Origin of the sequence: Pantoea sp. SOD02, assembly GCF_024707505.1 — a bacterium.
Taxonomy (GTDB): Bacteria; Pseudomonadota; Gammaproteobacteria; order Enterobacterales; family Enterobacteriaceae; genus Pantoea; species Pantoea symbiotica.
The window spans coordinates 2383598-2402302 of record NZ_CP102604.1 but is presented as its reverse complement, the minus strand read 5'-3'; the positions used below and the strand labels follow the sequence as shown (position 1 = coordinate 2402302).

Below are 18705 nucleotides of genomic sequence, written 5' to 3'. Positions count from 1 at the left end.
AAGTGTTACCCAAACAGCCGCTGGCGGTTTTGCGTCAGCGCATGGGCTACATCAGGCAGCATCGGGAAAGAACTTTGACCGCCATATTTCTGGATTGAGCAGGAGCTGATTTCAGCAGCGAAAGGAATCGCGTCTTCCAGAGTAATGTTGTTCACCAGGCAATAGGCGATGCCGCCAATAAATGAATCGCCTGCGCCGGTGGTATCAACCACATCCGGGCAGAACACAGCGGGATAATGTCTGGCACCTCCATCACCGGATAATACCGCGCCTTTCTCGCCCAGCGTGATAATCACCCGGCCATTCACCTTTTGCTGTAGCGCTGCTGCGCAGGCCATCGCTTCCTTGACCGAAGTGACGGAAGTTTTGCTCATAAAGCTGGCTTCGGTCTCATTCACCACCAGAAAATCCACCTGGCTCAGCGCCTGCGAAGAGATTTCGCGTGCTGGCGCGTTGTTGAGCAAAATCTGGCAATCGTGACGGCGCGCTACGCTGATGGCACGTTCAACCACATGGTCGGGAATCTCTGACTGCAGGATTAACAGTGGTCTATCGCTGAATAATCCATCATGAATGTCGGATTCGGTAATCAGGTAGTTTGCGCCCTTAATAATGGTGCTGCAGTAATCACCGGATTCCAGAATCTGCACGATGCCAATGCCGGAGGTTTTTCCGCGTTGGCTAATGTTATCTACCGATACGCCGTTTTCATTCAGCGATTTTATGAGCTCGCTGCCATAAATATCATTGCCCACGCAGCCCACCATATTGACGTTCAAACCAAGCTTTGCGCACTGAACCGCCTGGTTTGCCCCTTTTCCGCCCGGCATTAGCATTAATTCGTTGCCGGTAAACGTCTCCCCAATTTCCGGCAGGCGATCCTGCTGGACAAGAATGTCGTAGTTAAGACTGCCAATAACAACAATATTATGTTTCATCATTTCGGCCCTTAATTGGCGGTGCGTTTGGACGCAACCGCATTTCTGGTGTTGTGTAAACTGGTCTGGCTTTTTTCGCTGGTCTTGCTGGCGATAATGGTAAAAATGGCATCGAGAATATTCAGATGCACAATGCGCGTGGTGGCGTTTTCTCCGGTAATCGGATTGTTTTTAACCGAGGAGATAATCGAGTGCCTGGCAATTAAACTCAGCGGGCTGTTGGGATAATTGGTCAGGCAGATGGTTTCTGCGCCGTTCTCATTCGCCGCTTTTACCATCTGGATAATGTCTGTGGTTTGGCCGGAGTGGGAAATTGCCAGCAGGATATCGCCGGGTTGCATCAATGAGGCGGTCATCAACTGTTTGTGGCTGTCACTGAACACTGACGAGAATATACCGATTTTCAGCAGCTTATGATTGAAATCATCACAGATTGAGCCTGAACCACCGCATCCAGCAATAAAAATGCGCGCGCTTTCTGGCTTATTAATAAACAGATACGCCACCGCTTTGATCACGGCACTGTTAATCACACTCAGTGAATCCTGTAGCGCCAGCACTGAATTTAAAAAGGTGCTTTCAATCACCTGCTCAACATATTTCTCTGAATCCGGAATCACTGGAATATCAATAATATCTTCCTGCGTACTGACTTGCCGGGCGATATTGATTTTCAGATCGTGAAAACCGGTAAAGCCGAGTTTTTTAGATACTTTAGTAATGCTCGATACGCTGACATTCAGATAATTCGCAATATCAGTGATGCACATTTTAGATAATGACTGTGGATTGTCGTCAATAAAACGTGCAATAGACCGTTCCTTTTTTCCCAGCTCAGGTGCAAGCGTGCGAGCCAGCAGGAATATCTCATTGCCTTTAAGTCGGTTATGCATGTTGAGCGCTCAATAAAAACGTTGTCGCTAAGCTAGCATGGTGATTAGGGGAAAAGTGTTAACTGGATCACATGCTGTAAAACGTTTTACTTATGCATTTTACTGGTAGTAAAATAAAAGTATCATAATTGCGACTGTTATTTTACTAGCAGGAAAATGATTATTTAACTTGTTGTATTTTAATGGTTTTACTCGCAGTAAAATTTTCACTATTATAAATTACCCTTTTATTTTATTAGCGGTAGTATTTATCTATCCGCATTTACCTGATGAATATTCTCATTTATAAGAAAGTGGAAATCCCATTAAAGGTAATTTAAAAATGAAATTCTCATCACGTATAAATTCATTTCGCTCCAGAGCCGATCTGTTTGCGGCGAAGAACAAAATGGATACTTGCGATCTTATTACGCGTATGGGTACCGTTACGGGCTTGACGCATATTGAGCTGAATTATCCGGAACATTTTATTGGTCAGGATAAAGAACTGATCAAGCAGACCATCGCCGATAACAATTTGCAGGTCGGTGGCATTGCACTGCGTTATAACAAAGAGTTCATTGACGGTGAATTCACCAATCCGGATGCCGCACTGCGTAAAAAAGCGATTGAAATTACCCTTGAAGCCGCAGAGATGTGCAAATACCTCGGCGGTAATACCGTCACGCTGTGGTTTGGCTACGATGGCTACGATTATCCGTTCCAGCAGGATTATTTCCGCGCCTATGAGTGGCTGGTCAGCGCATTACAGACCGTGACGCAGTCCCACGCGGATATGCAATTCAGCTTTGAATACAAGCCGTATGAGCCGCGCACCTTCTCCTTTATTGGTGATGTCTCTTCAACGCTGATGCTGATTGATGACGTGGGCTCCGACAATCTCGGTATTACCCTCGATTTTTGCCACATGATCATGAAGAAAGAGAATCCCGCTTTCTCGCTGTTCCAGTCGGCACGCAAAAACCGTCTGGTGGGTTTCCACTTGAACGATGGCTATGGCCATTTTGATGATGGGTTGATGCTGGGTTCAGTGCATCTGATGCAGACGCTGGAATACATCTATTACGCAAAACGCGTTAACTTCAGCGGCCTGATCTATTTCGATACCTTCCCAAGCCGTGAAGATCCGGTTGCCGAATGCGCGCAAAATATTCGCATGTATAAAGCGCTTTCAAGTTTTATCGACCGCCTGAGCATTGATGAGATCGATCAGCTGATTAAAAGCCAGGATGCACTGAAAGTGCAGGGCATGCTGATGAAAATCATCGCTGAATAAAAACAAAATCAAAACTTACCTCTATTAACTACAACCAGTCAGTGTCTGACACTGGGGGAAACTATGTTCGATAAAATAGGTTTGCCTAAAAACTTGCTTTGGGGCTATATCGGCCTCGCGATATTCATGATCGGTGATGGTGTAGAACAAGCGTGGATTGCCATCTGGCTGGTGGATAAAGGACTCTCCGTCGCGCAGGCCTCTTATCTGATCACCGCATACGGTGTCACGGTGACGCTGGCGGCCTGGGTAACTGGCGTGCTGGTGCAAACCCTCGGACCGCGCAAAGTGATGGTATATGGGCTGATCACCTTCGTCATCGGCAGCATCGGGTTTATCGGCATTGGCCTCAAGACCATGCACATGGCCTGGATGCTGCCATTTTATGCCATTCGCGGCATCGGTTATCCGCTGTTTGCCTACTCGTTTCTCATCTGGATTAACTACAGCACGCCGGTGGAGCGCCGTTCTACCGCAGTGGGTTGGTTCTGGTTTACCTTCTCGCTGGGTTTAAGTGTCATCGGTCCGTTCTTCTCCTCGCTGGCATTGCCGGTGATGGGCGAAATTCATGTGCTGTGGATCGGCATGGTGTTTGTGGTGGTGGGCTCAGTGTTAGGCATTTGGGTTAACCGTGACGTGGTACCGGCATCTGAAATTCATCCTTTCAGTGCGGCGGAGTTAATTAAAGGCATCACCATTTTGCAGCGTCCGGTGATCGCCATGGGATTGGTGGTGAAATCGGTAAACGGCATCGCCCAATATGGTTTAGCCACATTCCTGCCGCTGTACCTGATCAGTTTCGGCTACAGCAAAACCGAATGGCTGCATATGTGGTCGGCGGTATTCCTGGTGGCGATTTTCGCCAACCTGTTCTTTGGCTTCTTCGGCGATAAGTTTGGCTGGCGTACCACCATTATGTGGGTCGGCGGCTTTGGCTATGCCGCGGTGCTGATTCTGGTTTGGTCGGTGCCGCAGGTGCTGGGCCATAACTTCTATGTGATGGCGTTCGTGCTGTGCCTGTGCGGCATTACCATGGCGGGCTATGTGCCGCTGTCAGCACTGTTCCCGTTACTGGCCCCGGACAGCAAAGGCGCAGCGATGTCGGTGTTGAATCTGGGCGCAGGTCTGGGCGCATTTATCGCTCCCGCTATCACTGCGCTGTTCTACTCATCGCTGGGCGCGGGCGGGGTGCTGGGGATTTATGCCGGGCTTTATGTGTTGAGCGGTGTACTGACGCCATTCCTGAAAACGCCTGAAGAGCTGGATGCGCGGGTAGCGATGACGGATAAAGCCGCCTGACAGACGTGAGATTTTGGTTATAAGAAAAGCCCAGTTAATAACCGGGCTTTTTGTTGGAATCAATAGCTTAGACGTTGAACAGGAAGTTCATCACGTCGCCATCTTTAACGATGTACTCTTTACCTTCTGAGCGCATCTTGCCGGCTTCTTTCGCTCCTTGTTCACCTTTGAACGCAACGAAATCTTCAAACGCGATGGTCTGAGCACGGATGAAGCCTTTCTCGAAGTCGGTGTGGATTTTACCGGCCGCCTGTGGCGCAGTGGCACCAACAGGAATGGTCCATGCACGCACTTCTTTCACGCCAGCGGTGAAGTAGGTTTGCAGGTTCAGCAGCGCATAACCGGCGCGGATCACGCGGTTCAGGCCCGGCTCTTCCAGACCCAGCTCAGCCATGAACTCGTCGCGCTCATCATCTTCCAGCTCTGCGATATCAGATTCAACTGCAGCACACACTGGCACCACTACTGAACCTTCAGCTTCGGCAATCGCACGCACCTGATCGAGGTACGGATTGTTTTCGAAACCGTCTTCGTTGACGTTAGCGATGTACATGGTTGGCTTCAGCGTCAGGAAACTGAGGTAGCGGATTGCCGCTTTCTCGTCAGCATCCAGATTCAGTGCGCGCAGCATGCCCGCTTCTGACAGGTGCGGCAGGCACTTCTCCAGCGCAGCCAGTTCGGCTTTAGCATCTTTGTCGCCGCCTTTGGCTTTCTTCTGGCAACGCTGAATCGCGCGTTCGCAGGTGTCGAGATCCGACAGAGCCAGCTCGGTGTTGATCACGTCAATATCTTCCGCTGGGTTAACTTTACCCGCTACGTGGATGATGTTGTCGTTTTCGAAGCAGCGCACTACGTGGCCGATGGCTTCGGTTTCACGGATGTTGGTCAGGAACTGGTTGCCCAGGCCTTCACCTTTGGACGCGCCTTTCACCAGACCGGCGATATCAACGAATTCCATGGTAGTTGGCACTACGCGCTGTGGCTTAACAATCTCGCTCAGCTGATCGAGGCGCAGATCGGGCATTGGCACCACACCGGTGTTTGGCTCGATGGTGCAGAACGGAAAGTTGGCTGCTTCGATACCCGCTTTGGTCAGCGCGTTGAACAGGGTGGATTTACCGACGTTCGGCAGGCCCACAATACCGCATTTAAATCCCATGGTCTGATTACCTTTCTCACTGAGTGCGCAGCGCTGTTAACCAGCGCCGACAGATTCAAAAAATTTCGCGCATTATACACAGAATTGCCTTCTGCGGCGCGGGAATTGGCCTTAGCCCGCCTTGAACGCGTGCAGGCGGTTCATCGCCTTGATCTTATCTTCTTTCAGCCACAGCTCGGTGCAGCGCACCGCTTCGTCTACGGCATCGTCAATAAGCTTTTGTTCGCTGGCTGGCGGCTTGCCCAGCACGAAACCGGTGACTTTATTGCGGTCGCCCGGATGGCCAATACCAACGCGTAAACGGTGAAAATTATTGTTGTTGCCTAGCTTGCTGATGATGTCTTTCAGGCCGTTGTGGCCTCCGTGGCCGCCGCCTTGCTTAAATTTTGCTACGCCGGGCGGTAAATCCAGCTCATCGTGCGCCACCAAAATCTCTTCTGGCGCAATGCGATAGAAGGTCGCCATCGCCGCCACCGCTTTCCCGCTGAGATTCATAAACGTGGTGGGCACCAGCAGGCGCACATCTTCTCCCGCCAGCGACAGGCGCGCGGTGTAGCCGTAAAATTTTGGCTCGTCTTTTAACGACTGATTGTTGCGGCTCGCCAGTAAATCGACATACCAGGCGCCAGCGTTATGGCGCGTTGCGGCGTATTCAGCGCCGGGATTGGCCAGCCCCACAATCAGTTTAATGCTGCTCACGATGTTTATCCTGTCTTGCTGCGGAAAGGGCGATAGTTTACTGCCTGGCGGCACGGATGACAAAGGCCGCAAGCAGCAGATAATGTCTCTACGTGACTAATCATTTTCTATCGAAATCAAGGCTCTGGCGGTAAAGATTTGTCAAAGGTTGTGAAGGATATGTGATCCTGTACGCAACTTAAGCGGCAACTATTGCCTAAGCTTATGGCTAGTTAACCATACGTGCTGTTTTGCTTTTATAAGGATGGAGGTGGATCATGAAACGTCAAAATTGCCGCTTTGTAGGTAACGGTTTGATGTGTTTGGGTTTACTGACGATGGTATTGGGCGTCGGCTATTCTATTATCAATCAGCTTCCTTCACTCAACCTGCCACAATTTCTCGCGCACGGTGCGATGTTCAGCATCTTCGTTGGCGCTTTGCTGTGGCTGGTCGGTGCACGCGTCAGCGGACGTGAGCGCGTTGAAGATCGCTATTACTGGTTGCGTCATTACGGTGATAAGCGCTGCCGTCGCAATCACTCATCACATTAAGTGAGTACGGTTTGCTGCAGCGGCTGTAACTGCGCGAGATAACATTCGATGCGGTTACGGCCGCTGGCTTTTGCGCGATACAAAGCTTCATCGGCCAGCGCCAGCAATGGCGGGAAAGGTTCGCCGGGCTGCAGCGCGGTGGCAAAGCCGATACTGACGGTATAGCGCACGTCGTTGGGTTGCGACAGCTGTGTCGCTAAACGGATACGTTCACACACGCGCTGCGCCTGCTCGGCATCGCCGGGAATAATCGCCGCAAACTCTTCGCCGCCCAGGCGGGCAAAATGTCCACTCTCCGGCAACAACGCCTGCACCACCTGACAAAAATCGATTAATACCTGATCGCCTTGCTGATGGCCAAAACGGTCGTTGATGCTTTTAAAATGGTCCAGATCGAACAGCACCGCGCTGTAAACAAATTGCTGTGATTGTCGCGCGCTGCGCAGCACCATTTTATCTGCCTGCTCGAACAGTGCGCGACGATTCCACACGCTGGTGAGCGGATCAAGCATTGATGCCAGTTTGTGGGCGATTTGCGTGCGCTCATTCACCATCGCCAAAATGGTGAAGCTTAGGCCAATGACAAACAGAATCGATTCGAGAATCACATAAACCGAGAAGCTGGAGCCGCCGATCGCACCGCGTACCGGCGTTGCCACCGCATCATCGAGAAAGATGCGCGCCACGTGAAACAGCAGATGGATCCACAGCAGGATTTGCGCTGGCCAGAAGGTGACGGTTAACGAGGCATGCACGCGCCACAGCAAGCGGATCAGCGCGCCGGTATAGATGATGCACAGCAGGCAAACCACCAACACGCGCTTCGGCTGGCTGTGATAAAACTCGGGGAACAGGCACAGAATCGCCCACAATAAACCGCCGCCTAACCAGCTGAGTCCAATGGTTTTACCGCAGAAGATGCGGAAGGCGTTGAGCAGATTGCCGTAAGCCAGCAGCAGCATGATGTTGCCGACCGCTACCGGTAAAAACTGGAATCCCGCGCTGCGTAAGCTGCTGAGGAACACCGCGGTCAACGTTAAAACCAACGCCAGCGTGGTGCAGCCCAATACGCGATCGTACTGCGCGCCAACCCAGGCAAAAACTAAAATGATACTCAAAAACCCCAGCACATAGAGCTCGCAAACAAACAGTGTGTAGATGTCGAGAGTCATAGTGGTCGGAGCTCTTGAAAAAGTGGGGAAGAAAATACCATTAATTATTGGAGCGCTAAAGGGCGGCAATGCGAGTTGCTGGAAAAGAGTGGATGGCAGCGAGAATAGCGAGATTTAACGAAATTTATCGCGCAAATATCAGCGGCGAAAGTGGCTTAATCGGTGAGTCAGGTTTAGGACAGTGAACAAAGAAAAACCGGGCACAAGGCCCGGTTTCACGCGATGAATTAATGCTCAAACATCGCGGAGATTGATTCTTCGTTGCTGATACGACGAATCGCTTCGGCCAACATGCCAGACAGCGTCAAAGTACGCACGTTTGGCAGAGATTTCATTTCTTCAGACAGCGGAATGGTATCGCAGACAATCACCTGGTCAATCACCGACTTACGCAGATTTTCCACCGCGTTGCCAGAGAAGATTGGGTGAGTGGCGTAAGCGAAGACACGTTTCGCGCCGCGCTCTTTCAACGCTTCAGCCGCTTTGCACAGCGTACCGCCGGTGTCGATCATATCGTCGACCAGTACACAGTCACGACCCGCAACGTCACCAATAATGTGCATCACCTGAGAAACGTTCGCGCGCGGGCGGCGTTTGTCGATGATAGCCATATCGGTATCGTTAAGCAGTTTAGCGATGGCGCGGGCACGCACTACGCCACCGATGTCTGGGGAAACTACAATTGGATTTTCCAGGCCAATTTGCAGCATATCTTCCAGCAGGATTGGGCTGCCGAAGACGTTATCCACCGGGACATCAAAGAAGCCCTGAATCTGTTCAGCATGCAGGTCAACGGTGAGGACACGGTCAACGCCCACGCTGGAAAGGAAATCGGCAACCACTTTGGCGGTGATCGGTACACGAGCAGAACGCACACGGCGATCCTGACGTGCATAGCCAAAGTAAGGAATAACAGCAGTAATACGACCAGCAGAAGCCCGACGCAAAGCGTCGACCATCACAACCAGCTCCATCAGATTATCGTTGGTGGGGGCACAGGTGGACTGGATGATGAAAATATCACCACCGCGTACATTTTCGTTGATCTGTACACTTACTTCACCATCACTGAAACGGCCAACAGCGGCGTCTCCGAGGCTAGTGTAAAGGCGGTTGGCAATACGTTGTGCTAGTTCCGGGGTGGCGTTACCAGCAAATAGCTTCATATCAGGCACGAGAAGAACCTCAGGCTTGGCGTCCAGAGAATGAACGGCTCTAGAGTAACCGGCGAATACCAAAGAGCATGTTCATACGGGTGTGTTAATGCGCAACATGCAGTGTCTGGAACGGGTGACACTGTCACGTAGACGCTTTTAGCCCAGAAAGTGTGCGCTGCAACGGCGAGAAGTTAAGCCCGCGCGCCACAAATCCGCAAATCCATTTCGGGGCAAGCTCCAGCACCTGACGTGCGTCGGATTCGGTGTCAAATTCAGCAAACACACAAGCTCCGGTCCCAGTCAGGCGCGACGGCGCGTATTCTAGCAGCCAGGAAAGCAGCTCATCAACCTTACGAAAACGTTTTCTTGCCACAGACTCACAATCATTGTGAAAAGGACGCTGTAACAGTTCATCTAATGTGCGGATTGGTGAATCGCGCGTCAGATCGGGATCGCGGAACAGATCCGGCGTTGCGATACTCACGCCCGGATGCGCCACCAGATACCATTTTTCTGCCGGTTCAGCCGGCTGCAACAGTTCGCCCACGCCTTCAGCAAAGGCCGCGTGGCCACCAATGAACACTGGCACATCTGCGCCCAGTTTGATGCCAATCGCTGCCAGTTCAGCAACGCTTAAGCCGGTTTGCCACAGATGATTTAGCGCCACTAACACCGTTGCCGCATCCGAAGAACCGCCGCCGAGACCGCCGCCCATCGGCAAAAGTTTTTCCAGCGCGATGCTGGCACCGGCTTGCGCAGGCAAAGTGCCACGCGATGCGGCGAAGGTTTTTAACGCCTGCGCGGCGCGCACAATCAGGTTCTCTTCATCCGGCACGCCATCCAGCGGCGTCAGCAGGGTAATCTTGCCGCTGCTGTCTGGCGTGATTTCCAGCGTGTCACCGTAATCGAGAAATTGAAACAGCGTTTGCAGGTTGTGGTAGCCGTCAGGACGACGGCCAGTGATATACAAAAACAGATTCAGTTTTGCTGGCGCGGGCCACGTGGTGATCATTGGGTGGTCCAGCTATCCATGCGTAATTTGATGCGCTGACCGCCTTCAGACAGCTCCAGATTCGCCGGCAGCGGTGGATTCACTTTGCTGTCGTAATCAGAAATGTTTACTTTCCACTGCTGACCGTTACGGCTGTAGTTCAGGCTTTGCAGCTGGTAATTGTTATTCAGCTGATAATCGCTGGCATCGCCCGGCAGGCCCATCATCCACTGACGCAGATTGGCGAGCGGGATATCCATGCCGGTGAGCTGTGAAATCATCTTCTCGGCATCATTGCTGACGTAGCGCTTGCCTTTGTTATCAACGATCTGCACCACGGAACCTTGCGCATCCAGCTGCAATTCGGTGCTGCCGAGCGGATTGGTTAACAGCAGACGATAGCGATCGGCAGCGGTTTGCTGCCAGTTAAAGCGCGCATAGACTTTTTGCTTATCCGACAGGTACGCGAACGCGCCGCGCGTCTGATACTGGCTGATTTTCGCCACGGCTTGTTGATGCTGCTGCCATTGCGGTGACGTGGTGCTTGGGCCCGGACCTTGTGGTTTGTTAATGGTACATGCAGCCAGTAACACGCTGGCAAGGGGTAAAAGGCGCAGTAACTTGCGCGGGGGCAAATGCATCACGTGGTCATCTCCTCAGACACGTTTTTACTTCGTAACCGGTAACGCTAACCATCCGCATGTGAGCCGTCAATGCTGTTATGGCAATAATTGCGCACGATCAGTTTAATCTTATTACAGTCATAGGCTTTGTATGGCTTTTCTTGACCTGTGGCATCTTGTAGAATGCGCTGCACAAAACCCTGACAACTATTGGGATATCCCAACCCGAATCACATGACGCTGCTTGCACTCGGAATCAACCACAAAACTGCACCTGTTGCGCTACGCGAACGCGTTGCGTTTACACCAGACACGCTGGAACTGGCGCTGAATAGCCTGTTGTCCCAGCCGATGGTGCAGAGCGGCGTGGTCCTCTCGACCTGCAACCGTACGGAACTCTACCTCAGTGTAGAGCAGCAAGCCGACCTGCAGGAGAAGCTGGTGCGTTGGCTGTGTGACTATCACGATCTGCGTGAAGAGGATGTGCGCAACAGCCTCTACTGGCATCAGGATAACGCGGCGGTCAGCCATCTGATGCGTGTAGCAAGCGGATTGGATTCATTGGTGTTGGGTGAACCACAGATTCTAGGTCAGGTAAAAAAAGCCTTTGTTGATTCGTCACGCGATCATGCGCTGAGCAGTGAACTGGAGCGCATGTTCCAGAAAACCTTTTCGGTGGCCAAGCGTGTACGCACCGAAACCGAGATTGGTGCCAGCGCCGTTTCGGTCGCCTTCGCCGCCTGTTCCCTGGCGCGTCAAATCTTTGAATCACTCAGCACCGTTAACGTGCTGCTGGTCGGTGCCGGTGAAACCATTGAGTTAGTGGCGCGTCATCTGCGCGAACACTCCGTCAAGAAGCTGATGATTGCCAACCGCACCCGCGAGCGTGCGCAGCTGCTGGCTGATGAAGTTGGGGCAGAAGTGATTGGCCTCGGCGATATCGAAACGCGTCTGGCCGATGCCGACATCATTATCTCGTCTACCGCCAGCCCGCTGCCGATTATCGGTAAAGGCATGGTGGAGCGCGCGCTGAAAGCGCGTCGCAATCAGCCGATGCTGCTGGTGGATATCGCCGTACCGCGCGATGTCGAGCCGGAAGTGGGCAAGCTGGCGAACGCCTATCTTTACAGCGTTGATGATCTGCAAGCGATCATCGAGCAGAACATGGCGCAGCGTAAAGCCGCCGCCGTGCAGGCCGAAAGCATTGTGGTGCAGGAGAGCGGCGAATTTATGGCCTGGCTGCGCGCGCAAAGCGCGGTTGAGACCATCCGTGAATACCGCTCGCAGGCCGATCAGGTGCGCGCCGAGTTACAGGAACGTGCGCTGGCCGCGCTGCAGCAGGGCGCTGACGCCGAAAAAGTATTGCAAGAGTTGGCGCACAAGCTGACCAACCGTTTAATTCATGCACCAACCAAATCACTGCAGCAGGCCGCGCGCGACGGCGACAGCGAACGCCTGCAGATCTTACGTGACAGCCTCGGTTTAGAGTAATCTGGTCAGTCACGACCTATCACTGGGATACCCGCTATTACATGAAGAGCTCTATTGTTGCCAAGCTGGAAGCGCTCCAGGAACGCCACGAGGAAGTGGAAGCGTTGCTGGGCGATGCCGGCGTGATTGCCGATCAGGATCGTTTCCGTGCGTTATCACGCGAATATGCCCAGCTTAGCGACGTCACCCGTTGTTTCCGCGAATGGCAGCAGGTGCAGGAAGATGTTGAAACTGCCGAAATGATGCTGGAAGACCCGGAAATGCGCGAGATGGCGCAGGAAGAATTGAAGCTGTCACGCGAGAAGCGTGAAGAGCTGGAACAACAGCTGCAAGTGCTGCTGTTGCCGAAAGATCCCGACGATGAACGTCCGTGCTTTGTCGAAGTGCGCGCCGGTACCGGCGGTGATGAAGCGGCGATTTTTGCCGGCGATTTGTTCCGTATGTACAGCCGTTATGCTGAAGCACGTCGCTGGCAGGTGGAGATCATCAGCGCCAACGAAGGTGAGCACGGCGGCTATAAAGAAGTGATCGCGCGCATCATCGGCGATGGCGCGTATGGCCGCTTTAAGTTTGAATCGGGCGGTCATCGCGTCCAGCGCGTGCCAGAAACCGAATCACAGGGCCGTATTCACACTTCAGCTTGTACCGTTGCGGTGATGCCGGAGCTGCCAGAAGCGGAAATGCCGGAAATCAACGCCGGCGATTTGAAAATCGACACCTTCCGTTCCTCTGGTGCCGGTGGTCAGCACGTTAACACCACCGATTCCGCGATTCGTATCACCCACTTGCCAACCGGCATTGTGGTGGAGTGTCAGGACGAACGTTCACAGCACAAAAACAAAGCCAAAGCGTTGGCGGTGTTGGGCGCACGTATTCACGCGGCGGAAACGGCGAAGCGTAATGCCGCAGAAGCCTCAACGCGTCGTAACCTGCTCGGCAGCGGCGACCGTTCGGACCGTAACCGCACCTATAACTTCCCGCAGGGCCGCGTTACCGATCACCGCATCAACCTGACGGTTTATCGTCTCGACGAGGTGATGGAAGGCAAGCTGGATTCCCTGATTGAGCCGATTGTGCAGGAGTATCAAGCCGATCAGCTGGCCGCGCTGGCTGGACAAGACTAATGATCATCCGTCGCTGGCTACAGCAGGCTGTGGTAGCGCTCTGTGGCGGCGACAGCCCGAAGCGCGATGCGGAAATATTGCTGAGTTTCGTGACGGGCAAACCGCGCAGTTGGCTGATCGCCTTTGACGATGCAGAACTGGACGCGCAGCAGCAGGAACAGCTGAATGCGCTGCTGGCGCGCCGCGTCAACGGTGAGCCGATTGCGCATCTGGTCGGCGAGCGTGAATTCTGGTCGCTGCCGTTGCGCGTCAGCGATGCCACGCTGATTCCGCGCCCGGACACCGAAGTGCTGGTGGAACAGGCGCTGGCGCATCTGCCGCCCACAGCAACCTCACTGCTTGATCTGGGCACCGGCACCGGCGCGATTGCGCTGGCGCTGGCCAGCGAACGGCCAACTTGCCAGGTTATCGGCTGCGATCGTATTGCCGCAGCGGTGGAACTGGCGCAGGACAACGCGCTACGTCTGCACATCGATAATGCCCGCTTCATCCTCAGCAACTGGTTCAGTGAACTTCCCGCCCAACGTTTTGATCTGATTGTCAGCAATCCGCCCTACATTGATGCCGCCGATGAACATCTGCAGCAGGGCGACGTGCGCTTTGAGCCGCTCAGCGCGCTGGTGGCGGACGATCAGGGTTTGGCTGATTTACGTTTCATCATTCACACCGCACCGAACTGGCTGCACGCGGGTGGCTGGCTGCTGCTGGAACATGGCTGGCAGCAAGGCGCAGCCGTACGCGCCATCATGACGCAGCACGGTTATCAGGCGGTAAGCACCGTTGACGATTACGGCGGTAATCCGCGCGTCACACTAGGACAATTTTTTAACAAGGAATAACGATGGCGAGCTGGTATCCCCTCATTAAACATTTTCACTTGCTGACCGTCGCGCTGACGATTTGTCTGTTTTTGCTGCGCTTCTACTGGCAAACCACCGGCTCAGCGATGCTGCAGCGCCGCTGGGTGCGCATTGCGCCGCACATCAACGACACCTTTTTGCTGTTAAGCGGTGCACTGCTAGTGATGATTACGCACTTTTATCCGTTCACACCGCAAGGAAGCTGGCTGACGGAGAAGCTGTTAGCGGTTATTATCTACATCGCCTTAGGTTCCGTGGCATTGAGCCGTCGCCCACGTAAAATGGGGACACGTTGGATCGCCTTCCTGATTGCAATCGTAGCTTTGCTGTTTGTGATTAAGCTGGCGATGACCAAAATGCCGTTATTGGGGATTGTATGACCTCGCCAGAGCAACTCGATTACAGTGAAACACCGTTGAGTGAAGCGGTGATTGGCGCCACATGCGCCATACGCAATGATTTTTCTGCGCCTTCTGTGCAACAACAGCTGGCGGCAATGGTCGATGAAGCCCGTGAGTTCATCAGCAGCGAGCAGGACGCCGATTTGCAGCTGGGTAAGTTGCTGGAGCTGTTCTATCGTCAGTGGGGATTTGGTGGCGCCAGCGGCGTCTACAATCTCTCTGACGCGCTGTGGATCGACAAAGTATTGAAGAGCCGTCAGGGCACTGCAGTGTCGCTGGGTGTGATTCTGCTGCACATCGCCGATGAGCTGGAATTGCCGCTGATGCCGGTGATTTTCCCGACGCAGCTGATTCTGCGCGCCGACTGGTTAGATGGCGAAATGTGGCTGATCAACCCGTTCAACGGCGAAACGCTGGATACGCATACGCTGGAAGTGTGGCTCAAAGGCAACATCAGCCCAACCGCCAAGCTGTATAACGATGATCTCGACGAAGCCAAGACCATCAACGTGATGCGCAAGATGCTCGACACCTTGAAATCCGCGCTGATGGAAGAGAAGCAGATGGAGCTGGCGCTGAACGTCAGCAAAGTGCTGCTGCAGATCGATCCTGATGATCCTTATGAGATCCGCGACCGTGGTTTGATTTACGCGCAATTAGAGTGTGAACACATCGCGCTGACTGATTTGACCTATTTCGTTGAACAGTGTCCTGAAGATCCGGTCAGCGAAATGATTAAAGTGCAGATTCACGCAATTGAACAGAAACAGGTAACGCTGCACTAAGCGTTACCCGATAAAAGGAAAGGAAAGGGCATGACACAGAAAGTAGTGAAAATCGGCGATATCAAGGTCGCAAACGATCTGCCATTCGTTCTCTTCGGCGGCATGAACGTGCTGGAATCGCGCGATCTCGCCATGCGCATCTGCGAACACTACGTTAAGGTTACCGACAAACTCGGCATCCCTTACGTATTCAAAGCCTCTTTTGATAAAGCCAACCGTTCTTCAATCAAATCCTATCGTGGTCCAGGCCTGGAAGAGGGCATGAAGATTTTCCAGGAGCTGAAGCAGGCTTTCGGCGTGAAAATCATCACCGACGTGCATGAAGCATCGCAGGCGCAGCCGGTGGCTGACGTGGTTGATGTGATTCAGCTGCCTGCCTTCCTCGCGCGTCAGACCGATTTAGTGGAAGCGATGGCGAAAACCGGCGCGGTCATTAACGTGAAGAAGCCACAGTTTGTAAGCCCAGGTCAGATGGGCAACATCTATGACAAGTTCGTTGAAGGCGGTAACGATCAGGTTATCCTGTGCGATCGCGGCAGCAACTTCGGCTATGACAACCTGGTTGTCGATATGCTCGGCTTCAACGTGATGAAGAACGTCACGCAAAATAGCCCAGTGATCTTCGACGTTACCCACGCGCTGCAAACGCGCGATCCGTTCGGCGCTGCCTCTGGCGGCCGTCGTGCGCAGGTGGCTGAGCTGGCGCGTGCCGGTATGGCGGTTGGCATTGCTGGCTTGTTCATCGAAGCACACCCAGAACCAAACAGCGCTAAATGCGACGGTCCATCCGCACTGCCGCTGGATAAGCTGGAGCCATTCCTGGTGCAGATGAAAGCGATCGACGATCTGGTGAAGAGCTTCCCAGAGCTGGATACCAGCAACTGATTGTTTTCAGATGTGAAAAAGGCGCCGATGGCGCCTTTTTTATTGGCTGGTCGCCATAAATGGCGACCCTACAACATGTACAATTTCCGTAGGGTCGCCATTTATGGCGACCTGTCATTCACAGCATAATCGTCAACAAATACCCTGCAAACAGCGCCAGATGCGCGGCACCGTTCAACACATTGGTGCGGCCCGTTGAGAACGAAATGTGGCACAGAATCAACACGGCGCTCATCATTACCATCTGCGGCGGCTCAAGGCCAAACACCAATTGCTGGTCGGTCAGGGTAGCGATAATAGTAACCGCAGGCACGGTCAGTGAAATAGTCGCCAGCACCGAACCGAAGAACAGATTCATTGCGCGCTGCACCTGATTCATCAGCACCGCTTTAATCGCACCCAATCCTTCTGGAGACAGGATCAACAGCGCCACCAGGAACCCGGTGAACTGTGCTGGGGCATTCAGCTCTGTCAGCAGGCTCTCCAGCGGATTGGCGTTCATCTTGGTTACGGCGATAACCGCAATCAGATGCACGATCAGCCATACGGTGTGCCACAGTGAACTGTGCGCAGAAGGCTTGCCGTGATGCGGATCGTCGCCATCATCTTCATGCTCATAAACGAACAGGCTTTGGTGCGTTTTGGTTTGAATCAGCAGGAATACGCCGTACATGGCGGCGGAAATCGCCGCAATAATTAGCGCCTGGGTGGTAGTGAAGTTGCCGCCGGGTAACGCATTGGGAAACACCAGCACCAGAATCGCCAGCGGGAAAATGGCGATCATGTACTGTTTCACGCCCGCCAGATTGACGTACTGCGTGGCAAACTTGCGTCCGCCCAGCAGCAGGGCACAGCCGACCAAACCGGCAGTCACAATCATGATGATCGAGTAAAGCGTGTCGCGCATCAGCGCGGGCGCGGCATCGCCAGTGGCCATCAGCGCCGAGATCAGGCTCACTTCGAGAATGACAACAGAAAGACTTAAAATCAGCGAGCCATAAGGTTCGCCTAAACGGTGTGCCAGAACGTCGGCGTGACGCACCACGCTGAACGCGCTAAACAGAATGGCAACTAATGCCAGCAGATTGATGCCGATAACCGGCAGAAGCGCTGTCTGGTTGCCGAAGAAGCTCAGCACCGCCAGCGCAGCAACGGGGAAAATCAGTGAGTACTCGGTATGGCGGGTTTTCTCATGTCCAGGCATTTACCATCCTCTCCGGAAAAAGTACAAAGCAGGCAATCATTGCCTGATAAATATAATGAGTTTTCTGACGCAACGCAGTGTAACTTTTCAACAACTGTGCTGCTGTGACTTTACGCGATTTTACCAAAAGCGTTTATTATGTATAACACGGCAAAAGAGCATGTTATCGCTGGATTAACGCCTGTATTCATTATGTTGCATCAGTCATTCTCTAAATTAAAGATGAGATTGGTCTGTTTAATTGACTTGTTTGATATGGCTTATGGGGGTTTAACTCTCTTAAATCCAATATTCCCGTAAAAGTGGGACTTTATGCGGGTTTTTTTGCTTCGCTTCGCACTTTTCCTTCCAATATTGAAGTTCCTCGCCAGGCAGCCGATGCTATTTACACAGAATTTCCCTTTTGTGATCGGGGTCAATCTTGAATGTTTTGTTAAAAATGAATTAATGTCTTCTCTTAAGGCGATGTGTTCAGCGTCGCCTGTAGACATCAGTTTTAAGGAACCACACCGGCAAGATGTCAGCGCAGTAGAGGAGACCACAGTGTTAACGCGGGAATTTTTATTAAAAGCAGATTGTAAAACATCGTTCGGCGATATTGATGAAGCGCTGTTCTGGAGTTGTGAAAAGCGTGCGGCATCGCTTTCAGCGACGCTTGCCTGTCGTCCTGACCAAAGCCCGGTGTGGATTTTTGGCTACGGCTCGCTGATGTGGAACCCGATTTTTGAAGCGGCAGAAGTGGCGCCTGGCCGATTAGAGGGCTGGCACCGTGCATTTTGTCTGCGTCTGATTGCCGGTCGCGGCACCGTCACCGCGCCTGGTCGCATGCTGGCGCTGAAAGAGGGCGGATCCACCAGTGGACTGGCGTTCCGTTTACCGGAATCGCGACTGCATGATGAGCTGGAGCTGCTGTGGAAGCGTGAAATGATCACCGGCTGCTATCTGCCAACCTGGTGTGAGCTGGAGCTGGAGGATGGACGCAACGTCACCGCGCTGGTGTTCATTATGGATCCGCGTCATCCATTGTATGAAACCGACTCATGTCGCAGCACCATCGCGCCATTAATTGCCCAGGCCAGTGGGCCGCTCGGCACCAACGCACAGTATCTCTATGCGCTGGAGCAGGAGCTGGGTAAACGTGGGATGCAGGAAGCGGCGTTGACGCGCCTGGCGGCAGAAGTCAGAGCGCTGCAGAATCATTCAGCAGCGCGCTAA

General features: G+C 53.0%; 19 protein-coding genes. 10 read left to right on the top strand and 9 right to left on the bottom strand.

Annotation, left to right across the window (positions count from 1 at the left end; genetic code table 11):
* Positions 1 to 5 precede the first annotated feature (5 nt).
* Positions 6 to 938, bottom strand: coding sequence for a ribokinase (locus NR302_RS11230; RefSeq protein ID WP_258145187.1), 933 nt, complete (start codon positions 936 to 938; stop codon positions 6 to 8).
* An 11-nt stretch (positions 939 to 949) separates the two neighbouring features.
* Positions 950 to 1831 carry an SIS domain-containing protein gene (locus tag NR302_RS11225; RefSeq protein ID WP_008107616.1) on the bottom strand — a complete coding sequence of 294 codons (882 nt, stop codon included), beginning with the start codon at positions 1829 to 1831 and terminating at the stop codon, positions 950 to 952.
* Positions 1832 to 2153: 322 nt separating this feature from the next.
* Between NR302_RS11225 and NR302_RS11220 the strand changes: the two genes are divergently transcribed.
* Both NR302_RS11220 and NR302_RS11215 read left to right on the top strand, forming a co-directional pair.
* Positions 2154 to 3107, top strand: coding sequence for a sugar phosphate isomerase/epimerase (locus NR302_RS11220; RefSeq protein WP_258143472.1), 954 nt, complete (start codon positions 2154 to 2156; stop codon positions 3105 to 3107).
* A 63-nt stretch (positions 3108 to 3170) separates the two neighbouring features.
* Complete coding sequence (locus NR302_RS11215) at positions 3171 to 4406, top strand: MFS transporter (RefSeq protein ID WP_008107625.1); 1236 nt, start codon at positions 3171 to 3173, stop codon at positions 4404 to 4406.
* Positions 4407 to 4473: 67 nt separating this feature from the next.
* Here NR302_RS11215 and ychF read toward each other — a convergent pair whose 3' ends face one another.
* Together ychF and pth are read right to left on the bottom strand one after the other, a co-directional pair.
* Positions 4474 to 5565: a redox-regulated ATPase YchF gene (ychF, locus tag NR302_RS11210; protein WP_008107633.1), complete on the bottom strand. Its 1092-nt coding sequence runs from the start codon at positions 5563 to 5565 to the stop codon at positions 4474 to 4476.
* A 111-nt stretch (positions 5566 to 5676) separates the two neighbouring features.
* Complete coding sequence (pth, locus tag NR302_RS11205) at positions 5677 to 6264, bottom strand: aminoacyl-tRNA hydrolase (RefSeq protein WP_008107639.1); 588 nt, start codon at positions 6262 to 6264, stop codon at positions 5677 to 5679.
* A gap of 257 nt (positions 6265 to 6521) precedes the next feature.
* Between pth and ychH the strand changes: the two genes are divergently transcribed.
* Entirely contained in the window at positions 6522 to 6797 is a 276-nt protein-coding gene (ychH, locus tag NR302_RS11200; RefSeq protein WP_061723496.1) for a stress-induced protein YchH, read from the top strand.
* Here the strand turns inward: ychH and NR302_RS11195 are convergent.
* From NR302_RS11195 to lolB, 4 genes are all read right to left on the bottom strand, one after another.
* Positions 6794 to 7969: a GGDEF domain-containing protein gene (locus NR302_RS11195; protein WP_258143471.1), complete on the bottom strand. Its 1176-nt coding sequence runs from the start codon at positions 7967 to 7969 to the stop codon at positions 6794 to 6796. The genes ychH and NR302_RS11195 overlap by 4 nt on opposite strands.
* Before the next feature lie 227 nt (positions 7970 to 8196).
* Positions 8197 to 9144 (bottom strand): ribose-phosphate diphosphokinase, encoded by a 948-nt coding sequence (gene prs / locus NR302_RS11190; RefSeq protein ID WP_006118899.1) that lies wholly within the window; start codon positions 9142 to 9144, stop codon positions 8197 to 8199.
* Positions 9145 to 9268: 124 nt separating this feature from the next.
* On the bottom strand, positions 9269 to 10138 hold the full coding sequence (gene ispE, locus NR302_RS11185) for a 4-(cytidine 5'-diphospho)-2-C-methyl-D-erythritol kinase (protein ID WP_258143470.1): 870 nt from the start codon (positions 10136 to 10138) through the stop codon (positions 9269 to 9271).
* Positions 10135 to 10758 carry a lipoprotein insertase outer membrane protein LolB gene (gene lolB, locus NR302_RS11180; RefSeq protein WP_101764109.1) on the bottom strand — a complete coding sequence of 208 codons (624 nt, stop codon included), beginning with the start codon at positions 10756 to 10758 and terminating at the stop codon, positions 10135 to 10137. The genes ispE and lolB overlap by 4 nt, the downstream gene beginning before the upstream one ends.
* 216 nt (positions 10759 to 10974) lie before the next feature.
* Here lolB and hemA point away from each other — a divergent pair, with 216 nt between their 5' ends.
* From hemA to kdsA, 6 genes are read left to right on the top strand one after another with little or no spacing between them, the layout of a single operon-like run.
* Entirely contained in the window at positions 10975 to 12231 is a 1257-nt protein-coding gene (gene hemA / locus NR302_RS11175; protein WP_061718543.1) for a glutamyl-tRNA reductase, read from the top strand.
* A 41-nt stretch (positions 12232 to 12272) separates the two neighbouring features.
* Complete coding sequence (gene prfA, locus NR302_RS11170; RefSeq protein ID WP_008107659.1) at positions 12273 to 13355, top strand: peptide chain release factor 1; 1083 nt, start codon at positions 12273 to 12275, stop codon at positions 13353 to 13355.
* On the top strand, positions 13355 to 14194 hold the full coding sequence (gene prmC, locus NR302_RS11165) for a peptide chain release factor N(5)-glutamine methyltransferase (protein ID WP_258143469.1): 840 nt from the start codon (positions 13355 to 13357) through the stop codon (positions 14192 to 14194). Before prfA ends, prmC begins: the two co-directional genes overlap by 1 nt.
* 2 nt (positions 14195 to 14196) lie before the next feature.
* Positions 14197 to 14595 carry a SirB2 family protein gene (locus NR302_RS11160; protein WP_008107663.1) on the top strand — a complete coding sequence of 133 codons (399 nt, stop codon included), beginning with the start codon at positions 14197 to 14199 and terminating at the stop codon, positions 14593 to 14595.
* The gene (gene sirB1, locus NR302_RS11155) at positions 14592 to 15401 is read left to right on the top strand and encodes an invasion regulator SirB1 (protein ID WP_008107665.1); all 810 of its coding nucleotides are present in this window, start codon (positions 14592 to 14594) and stop codon (positions 15399 to 15401) included. Before NR302_RS11160 ends, sirB1 begins: the two co-directional genes overlap by 4 nt.
* 30 nt (positions 15402 to 15431) lie before the next feature.
* Positions 15432 to 16286 carry a 3-deoxy-8-phosphooctulonate synthase gene (gene kdsA, locus NR302_RS11150; protein WP_008107666.1) on the top strand — a complete coding sequence of 285 codons (855 nt, stop codon included), beginning with the start codon at positions 15432 to 15434 and terminating at the stop codon, positions 16284 to 16286.
* Between the two features lie 118 nt (positions 16287 to 16404).
* Here kdsA and chaA read toward each other — a convergent pair whose 3' ends face one another.
* Positions 16405 to 17490 (bottom strand): sodium-potassium/proton antiporter ChaA, encoded by a 1086-nt coding sequence (gene chaA / locus NR302_RS11145; RefSeq protein WP_154156473.1) that lies wholly within the window; start codon positions 17488 to 17490, stop codon positions 16405 to 16407.
* Between the two features lie 543 nt (positions 17491 to 18033).
* On the opposite strand from chaA, the gene NR302_RS11140 reads away from it, so the two are divergent.
* Complete coding sequence (locus tag NR302_RS11140; RefSeq protein ID WP_008107689.1) at positions 18034 to 18705, top strand: gamma-glutamylcyclotransferase; 672 nt, start codon at positions 18034 to 18036, stop codon at positions 18703 to 18705.

Bases quoted from the DNA above. Each gene is read 5' to 3' on its own strand.
- NR302_RS11230 (WP_258145187.1), bottom strand. From the start codon at position 938: ATGAAACATAATATTGTTGTTATTGGCAGTCTTAACTACGACATTCTT.
- NR302_RS11225 (WP_008107616.1), bottom strand. From the start codon at position 1,831: ATGCATAACCGACTTAAAGGCAATGAGATATTCCTGCTGGCTCGCACG.
- NR302_RS11220 (WP_258143472.1), top strand. From the start codon at position 2,154: ATGAAATTCTCATCACGTATAAATTCATTTCGCTCCAGAGCCGATCTG.
- NR302_RS11215 (WP_008107625.1), top strand. From the start codon at position 3,171: ATGTTCGATAAAATAGGTTTGCCTAAAAACTTGCTTTGGGGCTATATC.
- ychF (WP_008107633.1), bottom strand. From the start codon at position 5,565: ATGGGATTTAAATGCGGTATTGTGGGCCTGCCGAACGTCGGTAAATCC.
- ychH (WP_061723496.1), top strand. From the start codon at position 6,522: ATGAAACGTCAAAATTGCCGCTTTGTAGGTAACGGTTTGATGTGTTTG.
- NR302_RS11195 (WP_258143471.1), bottom strand. From the start codon at position 7,969: ATGACTCTCGACATCTACACACTGTTTGTTTGCGAGCTCTATGTGCTG.
- ispE (WP_258143470.1), bottom strand. From the start codon at position 10,138: ATGATCACCACGTGGCCCGCGCCAGCAAAACTGAATCTGTTTTTGTAT.
- lolB (WP_101764109.1), bottom strand. From the start codon at position 10,758: ATGCATTTGCCCCCGCGCAAGTTACTGCGCCTTTTACCCCTTGCCAGC.
- hemA (WP_061718543.1), top strand. From the start codon at position 10,975: ATGACGCTGCTTGCACTCGGAATCAACCACAAAACTGCACCTGTTGCG.
- prfA (WP_008107659.1), top strand. From the start codon at position 12,273: ATGAAGAGCTCTATTGTTGCCAAGCTGGAAGCGCTCCAGGAACGCCAC.
- prmC (WP_258143469.1), top strand. From the start codon at position 13,355: ATGATCATCCGTCGCTGGCTACAGCAGGCTGTGGTAGCGCTCTGTGGC.
- NR302_RS11160 (WP_008107663.1), top strand. From the start codon at position 14,197: ATGGCGAGCTGGTATCCCCTCATTAAACATTTTCACTTGCTGACCGTC.
- sirB1 (WP_008107665.1), top strand. From the start codon at position 14,592: ATGACCTCGCCAGAGCAACTCGATTACAGTGAAACACCGTTGAGTGAA.
- kdsA (WP_008107666.1), top strand. From the start codon at position 15,432: ATGACACAGAAAGTAGTGAAAATCGGCGATATCAAGGTCGCAAACGAT.
- chaA (WP_154156473.1), bottom strand. From the start codon at position 17,490: ATGCCTGGACATGAGAAAACCCGCCATACCGAGTACTCACTGATTTTC.